Here is a 16188-nt window from a genome sequence, read left to right on the forward strand (position 1 = left end):
GTCCGACAATTTTAATGTATTTTAAGTCAACTCAGTGTTTAGAAAAAGTACCATTGATCGGAATCTACTTAGTAATACCTTGATAAATAAAATAAAGACCGACCACTGTAAGTAAGCATGCAAAGCATTTTTTCAACATCGCTGGAGAAAGTGCATGTGCCACCTTTGCGCCAAATTTGGCAGTGATAAAACTCATTACACTGATCCCAATAAAGGCATAAATATGAACATAACCAATTGAATTTTTAATTTCTGTTGGTTCTTGTGCACCAAAGAACATAAAGCCGAGCGCACCCGCAATTGCGATCGGTAAACCACAAGCCGCTGATGTTGCAACGGCTTTTTGCATCACCACACCATTTTTGTTGAGATAGGGAACGGTCAGACTTCCACCCCCAATACCAAAAATTGCTGATGCAACTCCAATTCCCCCACCAGCCAGCATTTGCATAGGTGCGGTCGGTAATTGTTTAGATTCATCGACTTTGACATTGGCCCCCTTAAACATTTTAAATGCCACCCAAATTGCAAATGCACCAATAATCAGCTGTAAATGCTGACCTGATAAAATATCTGCAATGCCAGCACCAATAAATGAGCCAATCACCAAACCTGGGGCTAAATTTTTAAAAACATTCCAAAGTACTGCACCTTTTTTATGATGCGCTGTTACGGAACTAATTGAAGTTACAATAATTGTTGCAAGTGAAGTTCCCAATGCCATGTGCATAATGACCGAAGGATCATAGCCCATTTTAGTAAACACCACATAGAGAATTGGTACAATAATTAAGCCACCACCAACACCAAATAGCCCAGCAGCAAATCCTGCGATTGCACCAATACCTAAATATATGATTAACTCCATAAATGTTCCTTCACTCTTCTCAGATTCAACATGGATTTAGAGACTCGTCATCTTAGACAACTTCTTACACAAGCAAATGAACTCCCTGAAGTGCTGCTTTTAAAGCAGACGACAGCGTCGACCAATGATGATGTGCGTGAAATTGCGCTCAGCGGCGTCAAGACAGTTTTGGTCTGTAGTGAAACTCAGACTCAAGGACGAGGTCAGCACCAACGGGAATGGGTTTCGCCAATTGGTAACATTTATTTAAGCACATTGCTTGAAACTCGAACACCCTTAGATGGGCGTTTAGCATTGGAAATTGCTTTAAATATCTTACAAATGCCAACACTTAAGAATTTACCAGCATTACAAATTAAATGGCCCAATGACCTATATAGCCCTCAAGGAAAGTGGGGGGGAATTTTGGTCGAACCCATTTCACCACATCAAGCCATTGTTGGAATCGGGATCAACTTATTTCCGATCCCCAAAGAAAATGTCACCCAACAAGCCACCTCGGTAATGCAATTAGGCCTACAATTTCCAAATCGAATCCAAATCATTGCAGAAATGTATTTGGCAATTCAACAAGCTGGACAATGGTTTGATCATGGTTGCTATAACCTTGCAGCACGATTTAATCACTATGCTGCCTTTATGGATCAACAGGTTTATTTTGAACAGATTCAAAATTCAATTGAGGGTATTTTCAAAGGAATTTCTGATGATGGCGCACTGAATTTATTGACGGCCCAAGGCTTAGTCAATGTCTATCAGGGGCGTTTACGCTTAGCTGAAGCATAAATAACGAGGTGATCTGTTGTCTAAAATGAGATAGATTGAGCATATAAATTGCTAAAAAGTGTTCGGCAATTATTTAAAACAGGGCTTTTTTCGCTATACATTTCGCTATATATTGCGCAGTAATCGTATTGATCCAAAGATCATAGCAAACAGTTACTAACAGTACGGAACAACGTTCAGCAAAATGAACCGCAGGTTATTTGCCCTATTTGATTGATCAGATTGAGATGCTCTCTAAGTCGTTCAATATTTTCAAATAAAATAATTATGCAGATTATGTTCAGTTTCAATTAGGCAAAATCATGAAAGCACTTTGGTTAGATATTGGAAATACCCGTCTAAAATATTGGATTACTGAAAATAATCAAATTATCCAACAGGCAGCAGAATTACATCTCCAATCCCCTGCGGATCTGCTACTGGGTTTAATTCAACATTTTCGTGGTTTAGGCTTAGACAAAATTGGAATCTCCTCAGTCCAAGATAAAAAGAACAACGAACGCATTGTCCAGATTTTAAAATTACTCGATATTCCGGTGACTTTTGCCAAAGTGCATGCTGAATATGCAGGATTACGTTGTGGCTATGACCATATAGAACAACTTGGGATCGATCGTTGGTTACAAGTTTTGGCTGTGGCGAAAGCTGATGATGACTTGTGTGTGATTAGCTGTGGCACAGCTTTAACGATTGATTTAACCCAAGGCTTACAACATTTAGGCGGTTATATTCTGCCTAACCTCTACTTACAACGTGATTCTTTAATTCAAAAAACCAAAGGTATTAAAATTCCAGATGCGGCTTTTTCAGAGCTAAGTCCTGGTCGGAACACCATAGATGCAGTACATCATGGCATTTTCTTGGGGCTGTTAAGCACCATTGAAAAAGTGCTTGAGCAACAACCACGCAAGCTTATTTTAACAGGTGGTGATGCCAATCTATTTGCACAATTCCTAGAGAAATATCAACCAAGAATTGAATCAGATTTATTACTCAAAGGCTTACAGTTCTATATAGATCGACAAACCGCTTAAACCTAAATACAATTTAATGGAAGATCAGCAATCTTCCATTTTTAATAAATAAACACAACCATAAACACGATAAAAGAGCAATCATTATGAAAACGATACCCTTACTGCTTAGTGCCTGTTTAATGAGCTTCACAATGGTGGGTTGTACCAGTTTACAAACCACGCACTCACCTTCAACAACCATGGCAACAACTGAACCCGTTATTGCTTACTTTGCTCCAGATGCAGGTGAAGAAGCCTGTGAGTGTGGCTTAGTCATGGATCAGGGTTATTCACTCACACCTGTAGAAAATGGATATTTCAGAAAATTATTAGGTCGTGATAAAGATGGCCGTTTCTTAGTTCAGGACTTCTATCAAAATAGTCGTAAAAAACAATCTGACCCATTTTGGATTAAAGCCCCTCAAGGCTTAAATAGCTTTGATAGTAAATATGTCGACGGTGAAGTTGTGGGCTATTTTGAAAATGGAAAAGTCAGCTTTAAATCGACTAGCCAAGACCAGAGATTAGTTGGAAAAACTGAAACGTACTATTCAAATGGTCAACTTGGGCTACAGGAAGAATATTCAGATGATCAGCCCATCGTTCAAAAGGTATGGTATGAAGATGGCAAACCTGCAGCTGAACTAAAATTAAGCCCAAGTGAAGATTATTCGATTCTGGACAGTAAAGTTTGGGATCAACAAGGCAATTTGATTCAAGATGAGCAACACGCTCAGGAGATTCTTGACGAGCTTTATCAAAAGCTCAATCAATAACACAGTATCACGATAAAATCGAATATGCAGCCTGAGTACCAGTTTGGGATTCAGGTTGTAATAAAACTGCTAACTTTTCCCAAAGTACAGTTAAGCTGGTATAGCCCTCTGATGCCATAAAATGCCCAGCACCTTTCACCTCAATCATTTGTGAATTCAGCGAATAACCCAATTGAATACTGACAGGCGCTGGCACAAAAGGATCATTGTTGGAGAAAAAGATAAAGCGATTCAGAATATTCATTCTGAGCAGCGCATCATCGACCCGAGCGTGTTGTAAAAATAAATTAAGTTCAGGTAAAACGGCTAAGTTTTTACTGAATCCCGCAACCAAAAACAAAGCACCTAATTTTCGCCCCAACAATTCACTTGAAAGAAAATCCAGACTGGCAATCCCTCCTAAGCCATGTGCCACAATGATGGTATCGTCATTGAGTGACTTAATTTGCTGCGTAATATTATGCTTCCACAGCTCATATTGGGGCTGCTCTGGATGTTCTAGATCAATCACTTCACATGCATGTCCTGTAGACAATACTTGTTGCTTTAGCCATGGATACCAATGATGTTCAGGGGAGTCTTTATAACCGTGTACGATAAATACTTTTTTCATAAATCAACTTCTTATCAATTATTGTTTAAATCATATTCAAATAATGGGCTCAGAATATCTAAACAGCCAACAAAAGTATGTTATTTTTATTTAACAAAAAAGCGCCCTAAGGCGCTTTTTATAAAAAAAATGAGACTTATTTTTTATCGTTATTACCAAACAATGGCCCCATACCGCCGCCACCGCCAAACTGTTTTTGCATTCCACCCAATGAGCGCATCATTTTTGCCATACCCGATGGATTGGCAAATTTCTTCATCATTTTCGCCATTTGTGCATGTTGTTTGATCAGTTTATTGACTTCAACCACATCCATACCACAGCCTGCTGCAATACGCTTTTTACGGCTCGGATTCATTAAGTCTGGGTTACGACGTTCTTTAATGGTCATCGATTGAATAATCGCTTCCATCTTTTTCACTTGCTTTTCAGGATTTGCTTGTGCAATCGCATCTTGAATGCCTGAATTGCTCATGCCAGGCAACTTATCCAAGAAGCCCATCATACCGCCCATTTTGTTCATCTGTTCAAATTGCATCAGCATGTCTTCAAAGTTGAAGCTCCCGCCCTTTTGCAATTTTTTCGCCATTTTTTCGGCTTTTTCTTTGTCGATTTTACGTTCAACTTCTTCGACTAAAGAAAGTACGTCACCCATACCTAAGATACGTTGTGCAACACGCTCAGGATGGAATGGCTCTAAGGCATCGAGTTTTTCACCCATACCTAAGAATTTAATTGGCTTACCGGTAATCGCACGTACCGAAAGTGCCGCACCACCACGTGCATCACCATCAGTTTTGGTGAGGATAACACCCGTTAATGGTAATGCATCATTAAAGGCTTTGGCGGTATTTGCCGCATCCTGACCTGTCATTGCATCAACGACAAATAAGGTTTCAGTTGGGCCAATTGCAGCGTGTAATGCTTTAATTTCGTCCATCATGTCATCATCGACATGCAAACGACCTGCCGTATCGACAATCAAGACATCGTTAAAGTTAATTTTGGCTTGACCAATTGCACGTTGTGCAATTTTAATCGGATCTTCAGAAGCGTCCGATTCAATAAAATCAACACCCACTTCAGCAGCAACTGTTTGTAGTTGCTTGATCGCAGCTGGACGGTAAACATCGGCAGAAACCATCGCCACTTTTTTCTTTTGACGTTCTTTTAAGAAGCGTCCAAGTTTTGCAGCTGTCGTGGTTTTACCGGCACCTTGTAAACCTGCGAGAAGAATCACAACAGGTGGTTTTGCAGCTAAGTCTAGGCTTTCGTTTGCCTCACCCATCATTTTGGTGAGTTCGTCATACACAATTTTAACGAAAGCTTGACCTGGTGAAAGCTGAGTCATGACTTCTTGACCCAATGCTTCTTCCTTAACTTTCGCAATAAACTCACGAGTTACAGGCAAAGCAACATCGGCTTCAAGAAGTGCCATACGCACTTCACGTAAGGTATCTTTAATATTATCTTCGGTTAGCTGCCCAGAGCCAGTAACATTTCTGAGACTCTGCGTGAGTCGTTCTGTTAAGGTATCAAACATTGCAAAATCCGCTTAAAATAGCTAGTAGCAAAAAAATCTTTCTTAAAATAGAAAATTTATGCTCAAGATGCTATAGGATACTGTAGTTCACATGGAATTTATATCTTATAACATGAATATTCATCATCCTGAAAAAGGTTTGACATGATTAGCCTACCCTTGGTTTATACGATTTTAGCATTAATTGCCTATACCTCTTCATTTTGGTATTTGTTCATGCACTTAATGGCTAAACGTTCCGCAAACCCTTGGTTTATTGGCATCATGTCAGGTTTAGGGCTGATATTACATGCAAGTGTACTGCATAACGACATACTTACACCACTAGGGATTAATTACGACGTCTTTAACTTGATGTCTTTTACCTCTGCGTTAATGTTGGTTCTAAGTATGCTTTATAGTACCTATCGTCCTGTTCTTTCACTAAATTTGATTGGAATTCCTGTTGCCGCCTTTGGTTTGATTCTCGGTTTTTGTTTTAGTAAACCAGATCAATTTATTGAACAGCATTCCATCGGTTTAGACATCCATATCATTCTGTCTTTATCTGCTTATGCCGTTTTACTCATGGCAACCATACAAGCCGTTTTGATTTGGTTTCAAAACCGCGAACTCAAAAAGAAACAAAAAAAACGTATTTGGGTCAACTTCTTACCGTCATATCAAGCCATGGAATCCTTACTTTTTGATATGCTCATTACTGGTTTTGTTTTATTAACTGTCGCCCTATGTTTTGGTTTCTTTACCATTGATGACTTCTTTGCACAGCACCTAGCACATAAGACCGTGTTTAGTATTGTGTCTTGGTTTGTTTACGGTGCGTTGTTAATTGGTCACTATAAGTTTGGCTGGCGCGGTCAGAAAGCCATTCGCTTTACCATGATTGGATTCTTTTTATTGGCAGTTGGCTTTATTGGTTCTAAATTTGTTTTGGAAATGATTTTGCATCGATGATAAAAAATCAGTTATTAAACGACTAGTACATATTACGAATTAAGATAAAACTATGGAAATCAGCTCTTTTTTTGACTATCTAAAAAATCTAGAAGAAGAAAGGGTCATCAATGATTTCCATATTATTCAACATTCAAACTCTTCATTTCTTTTTCCTCAAGTTATTATAAAAGTAAATTTAGTTTATTGGTTATTTCATACAAATGCTGACACGGATGAAATTGAAGTTCAAATACTGCCAGAATTTATTATCCATAAAAATGATACCATTAAGCATAATTTTACCTTTCATTTAAATAATTTTGCGATCGGAACTGTATATGCAATAGTGAATGAAAGAGGATATACTGATGGGGTGAAATTTTCTATTTACGACCATAAATCACTAAAAAATAATAAATTTTATGGTGTTTTAACATTATTTTCTTTATCGGGTATAAAATATCGATTTGAACATAATGCAATAGATCAATGTTTTTTAGGTTAGCTAGGCATTATTGCTTTAATTTTTATAGACAACCCTTTCAAAAAAAAGTATAACGCACCTGTTTTTAACTCTTAGGTAAAATCACATTGAAACTTATACTCGCCCCAATGGAAGGCTTAACCGACCCTATCATGCGTGACGTTCTCACACATGTCGGTAGCTTTGACTGGTGCGTGACTGAGTTTATCCGTGTAACGGATTCGGTCTTACCTGACCATGTTTATCATAGCTATTGTCCAGAATTAAACAATCAAGGCAAGACAGCTGCTGGCACACCAGTACATGTTCAGTTTTTAGGAAATAATCCTGAAATGCTCGCAGCCAATGCGGTACGCGCTGCTGAATTAGGTGCTCCTGCAATCGATATGAATTTTGGTTGCCCTGCCAAAACAGTAAACCGTCATAGAGGCGGTTCAGTACTTCTCGATGAGCCTGAGGTTGTACATGAGTTGGTCAAGGCTGTACGTGATGCTGTACCCAATCACATCCCTGTATCTGCAAAAATGCGTTTAGGTTATATGGATCGAAATTTTACCCTTGAAAATGCGCATGCCATTGAAGATGCTGGCGCAGCTTGGGTCACAGTCCATGCTCGGACCAAAGCTGATGGGTACACCCCACCAGCATTTTGGGATCAGCTACAGCCGATTCGTGAAGCACTCAAGATCAATGTGATTGCCAATGGTGAAATCTGGACCAATGCTGATGCGAAGCAATGCCAACTTGAATCAGGCTGTCAAGATTTGATGATTGGTCGTGGTGCTGTGACTACACCAGATCTCACACAGTGCATTCGTAAAAATACGGATGAACCACTTATCACTTGGTCTGAACTATTAAATTTACAAATTCGTTTTTTAAATGGCCCATATAAAAAAGAGCTGAACATGGTCGGCCGTTATAAACAATGGATTGGGATGATGTCTAAGCATTACCCTGAAGCCAAAGCCTTATGGGATGAAATCAAACGATTAAAAAAAATTGATGAAGTGCTGGAGAAATTGAATCCTGCACATTTTTAAATTGCTTCATCAATCTCTAAAATTGCTTTAATTTCTTCAGGTTGAAATTCTTTTGATAATTCAGAAGTTGGATTCAATACCAATGTTGCCCCCTGAGTCATTTCAAAAAACTGCCGTGTATTTAAAGTGATATATTCAGCATCGACTCCAATATCATTTTGAATGGTTTCTAGTTCTATGAAGAATGGTATTGCTTGATCACCTTCTGGTGTTTCTAAAATACGGAATTGAATTTTTTTATGCTGATCTTGTGCTCCTAAACAATAAATATCCGATGCTAAAAGCAGATCGATAAAATCAGGGATCAATTCATAGTTTTCTTGAGTGTTGATAAAGAGTTGTTGTAAATTTTGCATGTTGTTGATTGTCTATTTTTTGGTACCATTAATATAGCTTATTCATGGTAGATATGGAATTGATCTGAGTGCTCAATTGGATATCCTAAAGCCTCGAATTTTAAATTATCAAGATTTAAGTTATTGAATTTAAATTATTATAAAAGCTTTAATCTCGTTTAGGAAACTATATTCATAAAGCATCTACTGCTGAGGGGATACGAAATCAACATCACCATTAGTTTTTCTATAATCACCACAGAATGCCGGAAAAGGGACTAAGCAAAAAATCCAAACAAAGAATTTCACAAATTGCATTTTTGAGGAATTCCTTTGCTTTGGTAAATATTGAAATAAGTATTATTCTTTGTGAGTTCAGTATTTAATTCTAACCAATAATCCTTAACATTTACTCTCGTCGTCACTAAAAATTCACAATATTCATTCACATTATTTTTTATATTTAAAATATGTTGCTTCATGAGTGAAACATACACCTCTTTTGATTTCCTCTCATCAATCACATTCAAAGCAGAAATAAAACTTGTGGGAACAATCGGATCTGTATTCATTTTTTTAAATCTTTTCCCATTGTATTCAACACCTAACTCTAGACGAATACTTTTGAGTTGATTAAATTTAGAGTTCGTTACATAAATCTCAGAAAAGAAATCAGGTGTTTGACTGTTATTATTAAAAAAATAAATTTTCTTGGTCGTCAAGCCATAGGATAGCACTTCATAGCGTTTACTATTCGAGACTGTATCCCTATTGATATAACCTTTTTTTTCAAGGTTCTTTATTATTTCACCTAAATCTACAGACATTGCTTTTAAATTAAGCTGGTTTACTGGTGCAAATCTTGAATAATTTATTTCAGAAGATAAAGCCGATATTTCTTTATCTTCAAAATTAAAAATTCGATTTTCTACATTCGCTCCAAAGCTATAGGATGTCATAGAAAAACTTATCAGGAATACAGTTTTAAGTTTAATAATATAATGATTTTTCATAATTTTTATCTGTCATTTTTGTATAGTATACAGTATAAGCAAAACTATTGACTTGGCCTTTCCCTACAAACCATTCAGGTTCAGATTCCAAGATAATATGTACACCATTAAAATTCTTTTCAGAAATAACCTTTCCGTACTGATCCCCACCTTGACATCGCCCTTTAGTTAAAAAATTTTCTATGAAGTTATCAAGACTACTTTTATCTAAAGCTGCTGAATTTATTAAAAAAATTTGATCATAAATTGATAGATAGATATTTTTATGGATATTTTCATCAAATGGAACGAAATTATCACTAGCATAATAATTTGTATTTGGACCTTGTCCTGTAGTTCGTACTTCTAATGTAGCCATATGATGATAATTATCTTCAAAATTTTCATTGTGAACTATTCCATTATCAAAACCTTGAGTAGCAGATAATCGATCTATAACTTTTAACTTCAAATAATTTGAATTCATTTCCTTATATTTGCTATATATTTTTTTAAAATTATAGTCCAAATACAAATCATGATTAACAACAAATAAATTAATATCTCTCGACATGTCCTTTAAGTCACTTTGAGTATCGCTTTTCTTAGTTTTTTTATTTATCTGGCATAGATGATCTAATGGCTCATTAGGAGCACATGCAAATAGAAAAAAAGAATATATAAAAATAGTTAAAATTTTCCTCATAACTCATTAAGCCTTATCAAAGATATAAAATTTTTATATGATTTTCAATATCATAGATATAAAACACTAATATATTGATGTCTCATATTTTTTATCCGTTTTCTTTGTAAAATAAATAAAAAAATTCAAACTATTATATTTCCTATTTTTAATTTGTTTTCCATCAGCTTCCAAAACAATGTGCATATCATTTACATTCCATTCTTCTACTTCAGGCTCATTTGAATTACTACATTTTAGTTTTTTTATAAAAGTACTAACTTTACTATTCAAATCTACCCCACCCACTTTATCACCACTTACCACATAAATCTGATCTTTAACCATAGATACAATTTCTTCTTCTAATTGCTCACTATAAGGAACATAGTTATCACTACTAAAAAACATATGATTACCCTTTAAATTACTATTAGCTGAAAGACGGGAAATGTAATCAAAATTCTTCTTCACATTATTATTAACAGTACCATCACTAAAACCTACTTCAGGAGAAAGACTATCTAGAACTTTCAATACTAAATATTGACTATTTAACTCAAAATATCTTTTAATAATTTCATTTTGATCATAATTTAAATAAATTTTATTATTTTCAACAAATGATGATATATCTCTAGCTACTCGAACATCATAGCCATTTTCATTTTTTATATTTTCACTATTTTTTAAACTACAATTGTCCTTATTTGAGTCAAATGAGCAAGCAGACAGACTTAAAATTACTACTAATAAAATCAAAAATTTCATAATATCTTTATCCATTGTAATCTAAGCTTCTATCGTTACGCATAAGTAACCATTGATGCCTAAATAAAGCTATTTGATTACCTTTATAAAGCGATTTTTTAGGTGGATCTTCATCAGTATCCTCATAATCCATAAAATTATCGGTAAAACCTTTATGAAAACAATATGGTATATCTTTCTCATTTTGAAATACATGGGATAACCCAAAGCTATGAACTATTTCATGGACGACAGTCTCCAATTCAGTTGCTCCATGATGATAAATAACAACTGAGTTCCCCCATACTTTTTTCCTATTAGATCCTGCTTCAGGTGCAAAAATAGCACTACCTTTTCTATTAAAAATTTGACCATTTTTGGTATATGAACATTGTGTATTTGTAAAAAAAACATATGTAACATCATTAGAATCAGAATTTATTAAACCATTAACTTTTGCATATTTCTGAAATAAAAAGATTAAATCGTGCTTAAATTCATCATCTAAAGTATTGCTAATTATACTATTACCTAAACTGTTTTTCGTTTGATTTACATAATATTTATTATAAAATCCTTCCAAGTCCCATGTTTTATTTTTATCTAACATGTCCTTTATATTAAAAATTGTATCTCTTACTATTTTAGGTCGTATAAGTGCTTGATTAAAAGATTCATATTTTAAACTATATTCCAATCCTGTACCTGTAGGCCGTTGAACTTTATTTTGATTAAAACTAACATCAACAAAGCATATTTTAGCTATTGGAACTTTATCATTTGCAAAAACGCTCATTTGCCCAACTTCAAAAATATTATTCCCTTTTATTGCTTTTACACTAATTAGAGCACCTTTAGTTGTTGCTCCTTCACAAGATATTCTAATTGCATTTTTAGTACTGTAACTCCACCTAGACTGATCTACCAAATCTGTTTTTTTCCTATTTTTTATGAAAAAAGAAATTGGTAACTCCAGACGATTACTTTTTTCATTACCAGTTGATGTAGAAATTTTTATACATTTTTCATTAGTTTCAAATATTATTTTTGTACCATCATCTTGTAGAGGTACTTCATCATCCCCGACAACTTGGTGAAGTTCAATAGATAATAGTGCACCATCTACATTAATTTTAGAACTTGCATTTTTATCTTTTACCTTAGTTGCAAAAATTGCTAAATGAGATGGGATGTACTCTATACCCCAAGGGGTTATTTTCCGTGTACCATCTATATATACTTTCTTTAAACCACTAATGTAATTTTTATTAATTAACGCAGGCTGCATTTTTCTATTTATTTCAAAAACAGGAAATATGTACTCATCTCTTAACCAATCAAACCCAAACTCTCCCTTATATTCTTTTGTTCTTTTTTGAAAATTATAGGGTCTCCGAAAATGAACCGTAAACTTCCTTAAACACGTTGCACATGAAGCGCCCGCTGTAGGACTTGCACCACCAACACCCATCTTAAACCTCCAAATTAATCAAATTTTTTATAAAAACGTTATGATGAAATTCTTTTCCCAATACATACTCTTTATATGATTGGATATCATTGGAATAATTTTCTTGAAGTGAACCCAATAAATCTTTTTGTTTTAAAAACTCTATTTTTTCTGGATAAATAATTGAAAGATTTTCTTGAAGATTGGAATGACTAAAACTCTGATTTAACTGCTCAATTGCTTTTAAAGCAAATTTAAAATCATGCCCTAAAACCACACTTTTATAGCTTTCCAAAAGTGTATAAAAAGCATCTACATAGGACACTTGCTCCGCAATATTGTAATGCTGCATTTCATTTTGGAGCCAAAGATATTGCGGATCATTTGCATAATCTATTCCCAAATAAACATGGCTCTTCACCATATATTTGAGTGTATAAATTTGATTGATACCTTTTTCAACATATAGATTGATCAGGCTTTGGACAGGTTCTAATAGCTGATCAAATTGCCCATTCAGTTTAAGGGCTAGGTTTTCTTTTATAATTTCATAGACAAGGTCATATAAAAATTCTTTATTTTGCTCAACATCTAATTCATATAATTTTTCTTGGCTGAGTATGAGCATTATGCATTCTCCAATACCATTAATTGATTAGAATCTACATCCTGATAATTTCGAATTGAAATGACCCATTTTGTAATACCTTCAAAAAATTCATCTTCTTGTTGATCTGTCAGTATTTTATGAATTTTTTTAACAATTCTTGGATCAAACCATCTAAATAATTTTTGTGTACCATCAGGAAATTCTACTGTGAGATAGCGTTTCATTTTTTTAACAAACTGAGTCAGATCCAATGAACTAAATACCAGACTTAAAGCCTGTTCATCTTTCCATGTTTGATAAATAAAGCTAAACCCTTCTTCTTCGAGCACCTCTAAATCATTGATTAAGACAAGTACAGGGGCTACTTCAAAAGGTGCATTGCCCTCCGTTGTACCTGAAAATAATGAATAAAAATCTAACCTTGCGTCATTTCGCCATGTATTGATAAAGTGCAAAGTTTGATCTGAAACTTGCGCGGCATCCAAGATTAAATACATGTTCAAATCATGTCGATCATCTTCGATACAGCTTTTTATATTTTTAAATGGAACAATTTCTCTTTTCATTTTATTTATCAACAAATGCCATTCCAAACTTTGCTGCATCCAACAAACAAGGCTTACAAATATTTTCATAGAATGATGGAAGTGAATAATCGACTTTTGCTCCACCAATAAAACTATGTTGCCCTGCCTTCACTTCGAACTTAGCAGCTGTGGTCACAAATACACCTGAACCATTAATTTTTAATTGAGAGCCATCAGATGTGATAATAATTTCTTTAAGACTTTTTAGCTCAATCATCTCCTCAGTTGAAATGATTTGAATACCTTTACGTGCAATCAAATCAGCACCATCGCCTTGTGCTTGGATCTCAACTTTGCCTTTTCCAGCAAATAACCTTGCCCCTTCCTGTGCCGCAAAAAGACTAATCTTTGATTGTGCATGTGCAACTAAATTCTTTTGCGTACTCAGGTTGATACTGTCACCTGCTGTATAACTGATTTGTTTATCCGCAGAAAGATGTAAGTTTTCATTGCTTGCCAATGCGATTGAATTCGGTGCAGCTAAAATCATCAAAGCTTGTTTAAATGCATCCGCTTTGTCTTTTTCACCTTTTTCGATTTGATCAAGAAATTGCTTGAGATTTTCCAATACATCCAGTGGATCAGTTTGCTGATTCTTGGCAACTTCACTTAAGGCTTTAGAGTTATTTAGACTGCTTTCTAACTGACTTTTCGCGGCGGTTGCATCGAGATGATTGCCTGAGGCCGAATCTTGAGCATGGGTACTCAGTAGTAGGCCTTGCCCAGCTCGTAACGCTCCCCATTGGTCTGTTCTTAGTTCAAAGCCTTCACCTCGCCCTTCACTGGTATCAGTTTCTTTAGGATGACTCAGATTACCAAGGTTAAGTTGACTCGCACCGTGACTACTTTGTAGCTGGCTGCTGATTTGGTCTGTGGTATCGTCAAATCTAAGTTGGCCATAGCCACTGCCTTTAACTTCTCGACTTTTGATCCCTGCCAGTTTTTTGGTATCAGGCAATTGGCCTTTGTCATCAAATTTAGTTGGGCTTCGTTGCGCTTCATGGATACGCCCCACCACAAATGGTCGATCGATATTGCCATCAAAGAAATCTATCACGACAATCTCACCGATCCTCGGTAAGAACCGCGCACCATAGCCTTCACCTGCCCACGGGGTCAGTACATCCACCCAAGCGGAATCGGTGTCGTTGTCATTGCTCCCTGCACCACCATCATGACTGTGGTCTTCATTGCGGGTAAATAGGAAACGAACTTTAATACGTCCCCATTCATCGACATGGATTTCTTCTCCACTTGGTCCAACCACTTTGGCACGTTGTGGATGGGTACTTGGACGGTGTTGTAGTGGGTGGTATTCAGGAACAGTGGTGATATTACGGCGTTGTAGCACCAATTGATTGGCTTGGCGTTCATCACTGTTGCTGTTGTCTGCTTTATTTTCGTTTACCCAGTTGCTTTGTTGGAGCAAGCGATTGATTTGTTCGTTCAGTTCTTTAGGTAAGTTGTTCTGGTTATAGAATGTCTTTGATGTGATCAGAAATTCTTTGTCTGAGCCACTGTGTTGGTCTATTTCTGGGTGTTCGTTTAATTCAAACCAGTAACCTACTTGTGCATCACGTACAGTGGAGTTGGCTATAAATTGTTTGGATTGGGCATCGTAATAATGGCTGAGGTTTTGGTTGATCTTTTCAATCTGATTATTATTTGAAGCAGTTACTTGATCTTCACCATCCAAGTCTTGAATCCATGCTGGACTAATATGCCAAGCCTGTTCTAAACCAAGACTGGCATTGTTTTGATTTTGACTGTGTTGGTGTTTGCTTTGAACACTGCCTGCACCTTCTTCTTGCTCTAACACATCTGCTTGCCAGCGTTGTACGTGGACAGCGGTGGGTTGTAAGCTACGTTGTCCGATAAAGCTGGTGATGCTGTCTTGTTGTTCTGTGGCACTGCTACGATGGAAGCGGATCTTTCTTCGCTCTAGTGCTTTGTATTCACTGTTATCATCCACCAAGCGCAGTTTTTGCGGCTGAATTTGAGTCGCAGAACTAGGTACAATCAATTGTGCTTCATCAATCAACCAGTTGATCCCTTCACTGCGCATCAAGCGGGTTAAAAATGCATAGTCGCTTTCGTTACTCTGCATAATGAATGGGCGGATATCGTAGTCTTTTTTCAGTCCACTTTTATCAAGGCTTAAACTGGATGCAAACAGTGGGCTTTTATCTTGCCATTCTTTAAACAGCGTTTCTATGACTTGCACAACCGACTTATTCATAAACACTCGGCTGTTATGGCGTTTATGCCACAATGAAGTAGCATCTTCGAGTTTGAGTTTATATAGCGTCAGTGCACCATCACTCTGCCCTTGTGCGGCCTCAGTAATCACCCCTGTGCTACGAAACAGTTGTCCATGATCTGTGACTTGATCAATGGCCACTTGGCTACCGATGAATTGTTTAAGCGGAATCGTTGCTGAAGTGGCAAGACAAATCAGTTCAACAGACACACCTTGGTTTAGATCATGTTGTCCATCGATACGTTGTAAGAAGACTTGGTTGTTTAAGTCTGTATTTGTAAATTGGATATGCAAAGCTCGTTTTTGTGCGTTTAGTCCAAGCTGATCCAATATTTTATAAATGCTATTTACTAAGCTGTTCATTTTAATAATTTATTCGTTTTAATTGCCTCTATTATAAATTAATTCTAAAATTTTTCTATTTAAAAAAACAATTTCATTACTAAAAACACTT

The 16188-nt window shown here is 36.1% G+C and carries 17 protein-coding genes; 6 read left to right on the top strand and 11 right to left on the bottom strand.

Going from position 1 to position 16188, the window contains the following annotated elements:
• Positions 1-64: 64 nt before the first annotated feature.
• A complete protein-coding gene (locus tag AC07U8_RS17860; RefSeq protein WP_004724050.1) occupies positions 65-868 on the bottom strand; it encodes a sulfite exporter TauE/SafE family protein in 804 nt (267 codons plus the stop codon).
• A 30-nt stretch (positions 869-898) separates the two neighbouring features.
• Here AC07U8_RS17860 and AC07U8_RS17865 point away from each other — a divergent pair, with 30 nt between their 5' ends.
• The 3 genes from AC07U8_RS17865 to AC07U8_RS17875 all read left to right on the top strand — a co-directional run bounded on the left by AC07U8_RS17865 (position 899) and on the right by AC07U8_RS17875 (position 3446).
• Positions 899-1654: a biotin--[acetyl-CoA-carboxylase] ligase gene (locus AC07U8_RS17865; RefSeq protein WP_004817811.1), complete on the top strand. Its 756-nt coding sequence runs from the start codon at positions 899-901 to the stop codon at positions 1652-1654.
• 302 nt (positions 1655-1956) lie between these two features.
• Positions 1957-2688: a type III pantothenate kinase gene (locus AC07U8_RS17870; protein WP_004724053.1), complete on the top strand. Its 732-nt coding sequence runs from the start codon at positions 1957-1959 to the stop codon at positions 2686-2688.
• Positions 2689-2774: 86 nt separating this feature from the next.
• Positions 2775-3446: a toxin-antitoxin system YwqK family antitoxin gene (locus AC07U8_RS17875; RefSeq protein ID WP_034615729.1), complete on the top strand. Its 672-nt coding sequence runs from the start codon at positions 2775-2777 to the stop codon at positions 3444-3446.
• A gap of 7 nt (positions 3447-3453) precedes the next feature.
• Here the strand turns inward: AC07U8_RS17875 and AC07U8_RS17880 are convergent, their stop codons facing one another.
• Both AC07U8_RS17880 and ffh read right to left on the bottom strand, forming a co-directional pair.
• Positions 3454-4059, bottom strand: coding sequence for an RBBP9/YdeN family alpha/beta hydrolase (locus AC07U8_RS17880; RefSeq protein ID WP_270385958.1), 606 nt, complete (start codon positions 4057-4059; stop codon positions 3454-3456).
• A 136-nt stretch (positions 4060-4195) separates the two neighbouring features.
• Positions 4196-5602: a signal recognition particle protein gene (ffh, locus tag AC07U8_RS17885; RefSeq protein WP_004817818.1), complete on the bottom strand. Its 1407-nt coding sequence runs from the start codon at positions 5600-5602 to the stop codon at positions 4196-4198.
• 144 nt (positions 5603-5746) lie between these two features.
• Between ffh and AC07U8_RS17890 the strand changes: the two genes are divergently transcribed.
• The 3 genes from AC07U8_RS17890 (at position 5747) to AC07U8_RS17900 (ending at position 8065) form a co-directional block, all read left to right on the top strand.
• The gene (locus AC07U8_RS17890; protein ID WP_004724062.1) at positions 5747-6556 is read left to right on the top strand and encodes a cytochrome C assembly family protein; all 810 of its coding nucleotides are present in this window, start codon (positions 5747-5749) and stop codon (positions 6554-6556) included.
• Between the two features lie 52 nt (positions 6557-6608).
• Positions 6609-7043 carry a DUF6334 family protein gene (locus AC07U8_RS17895; RefSeq protein ID WP_004817820.1) on the top strand — a complete coding sequence of 145 codons (435 nt, stop codon included), beginning with the start codon at positions 6609-6611 and terminating at the stop codon, positions 7041-7043.
• 86 nt (positions 7044-7129) lie between these two features.
• On the top strand, positions 7130-8065 hold the full coding sequence (locus AC07U8_RS17900) for a tRNA dihydrouridine synthase (protein ID WP_205622318.1): 936 nt from the start codon (positions 7130-7132) through the stop codon (positions 8063-8065).
• Here the strand turns inward: AC07U8_RS17900 and AC07U8_RS17905 are convergent.
• The 8 genes from AC07U8_RS17905 to AC07U8_RS17940 all read right to left on the bottom strand — a co-directional run bounded on the left by AC07U8_RS17905 (position 8062) and on the right by AC07U8_RS17940 (position 16097).
• On the bottom strand, positions 8062-8421 hold the full coding sequence (locus tag AC07U8_RS17905) for an SseB family protein (RefSeq protein ID WP_239044897.1): 360 nt from the start codon (positions 8419-8421) through the stop codon (positions 8062-8064). The genes AC07U8_RS17900 and AC07U8_RS17905 overlap by 4 nt on opposite strands.
• Positions 8422-8705: 284 nt before the next feature.
• A complete protein-coding gene (locus tag AC07U8_RS17910; protein WP_270385953.1) occupies positions 8706-9413 on the bottom strand; it encodes a hypothetical protein in 708 nt (235 codons plus the stop codon).
• Positions 9391-10098, bottom strand: coding sequence for a hypothetical protein (locus AC07U8_RS17915; protein ID WP_270385951.1), 708 nt, complete (start codon positions 10096-10098; stop codon positions 9391-9393). The genes AC07U8_RS17910 and AC07U8_RS17915 overlap by 23 nt, the downstream gene beginning before the upstream one ends.
• Before the next feature lie 66 nt (positions 10099-10164).
• Entirely contained in the window at positions 10165-10848 is a 684-nt protein-coding gene (locus tag AC07U8_RS17920) for a hypothetical protein (protein ID WP_004817833.1), read from the bottom strand.
• Between the two features lie 7 nt (positions 10849-10855).
• Positions 10856-12298: a zinc metalloprotease gene (locus tag AC07U8_RS17925; RefSeq protein WP_004817835.1), complete on the bottom strand. Its 1443-nt coding sequence runs from the start codon at positions 12296-12298 to the stop codon at positions 10856-10858.
• A 1-nt stretch (position 12299) separates the two neighbouring features.
• Positions 12300-12905, bottom strand: coding sequence for a hypothetical protein (locus AC07U8_RS17930; RefSeq protein WP_004817837.1), 606 nt, complete (start codon positions 12903-12905; stop codon positions 12300-12302).
• Entirely contained in the window at positions 12905-13453 is a 549-nt protein-coding gene (locus AC07U8_RS17935) for a DUF4123 domain-containing protein (protein WP_270385947.1), read from the bottom strand. The genes AC07U8_RS17930 and AC07U8_RS17935 overlap by 1 nt, the downstream gene beginning before the upstream one ends.
• A gap of 1 nt (position 13454) precedes the next feature.
• Entirely contained in the window at positions 13455-16097 is a 2643-nt protein-coding gene (locus AC07U8_RS17940; RefSeq protein WP_494738351.1) for a type VI secretion system Vgr family protein, read from the bottom strand.
• Positions 16098-16188 lie beyond the last annotated feature (91 nt).

It is taken from the genome of Acinetobacter sp. GW821-FHT01E09, from assembly GCF_059422385.1.

Excerpts from the sequence above, each read along its gene's own strand:
- AC07U8_RS17860 (WP_004724050.1), bottom strand. The coding sequence starts at position 868 with ATGGAGTTAATCATATATTTAGGTATTGGTGCAATCGCAGGATTTGCT.
- AC07U8_RS17865 (WP_004817811.1), top strand. The coding sequence starts at position 899 with ATGGATTTAGAGACTCGTCATCTTAGACAACTTCTTACACAAGCAAAT.
- AC07U8_RS17870 (WP_004724053.1), top strand. The coding sequence starts at position 1,957 with ATGAAAGCACTTTGGTTAGATATTGGAAATACCCGTCTAAAATATTGG.
- AC07U8_RS17875 (WP_034615729.1), top strand. The coding sequence starts at position 2,775 with ATGAAAACGATACCCTTACTGCTTAGTGCCTGTTTAATGAGCTTCACA.
- AC07U8_RS17880 (WP_270385958.1), bottom strand. The coding sequence starts at position 4,059 with ATGAAAAAAGTATTTATCGTACACGGTTATAAAGACTCCCCTGAACAT.
- ffh (WP_004817818.1), bottom strand. The coding sequence starts at position 5,602 with ATGTTTGATACCTTAACAGAACGACTCACGCAGAGTCTCAGAAATGTT.
- AC07U8_RS17890 (WP_004724062.1), top strand. The coding sequence starts at position 5,747 with ATGATTAGCCTACCCTTGGTTTATACGATTTTAGCATTAATTGCCTAT.
- AC07U8_RS17895 (WP_004817820.1), top strand. The coding sequence starts at position 6,609 with ATGGAAATCAGCTCTTTTTTTGACTATCTAAAAAATCTAGAAGAAGAA.
- AC07U8_RS17905 (WP_239044897.1), bottom strand. The coding sequence starts at position 8,421 with ATGCAAAATTTACAACAACTCTTTATCAACACTCAAGAAAACTATGAA.
- AC07U8_RS17910 (WP_270385953.1), bottom strand. The coding sequence starts at position 9,413 with ATGAAAAATCATTATATTATTAAACTTAAAACTGTATTCCTGATAAGT.
- AC07U8_RS17915 (WP_270385951.1), bottom strand. The coding sequence starts at position 10,098 with ATGAGGAAAATTTTAACTATTTTTATATATTCTTTTTTTCTATTTGCA.
- AC07U8_RS17920 (WP_004817833.1), bottom strand. The coding sequence starts at position 10,848 with ATGAAATTTTTGATTTTATTAGTAGTAATTTTAAGTCTGTCTGCTTGC.
- AC07U8_RS17925 (WP_004817835.1), bottom strand. The coding sequence starts at position 12,298 with ATGGGTGTTGGTGGTGCAAGTCCTACAGCGGGCGCTTCATGTGCAACG.
- AC07U8_RS17930 (WP_004817837.1), bottom strand. The coding sequence starts at position 12,905 with ATGCTCATACTCAGCCAAGAAAAATTATATGAATTAGATGTTGAGCAA.
- AC07U8_RS17935 (WP_270385947.1), bottom strand. The coding sequence starts at position 13,453 with ATGAAAAGAGAAATTGTTCCATTTAAAAATATAAAAAGCTGTATCGAA.
- AC07U8_RS17940 (WP_494738351.1), bottom strand. The coding sequence starts at position 16,097 with ATGAACAGCTTAGTAAATAGCATTTATAAAATATTGGATCAGCTTGGA.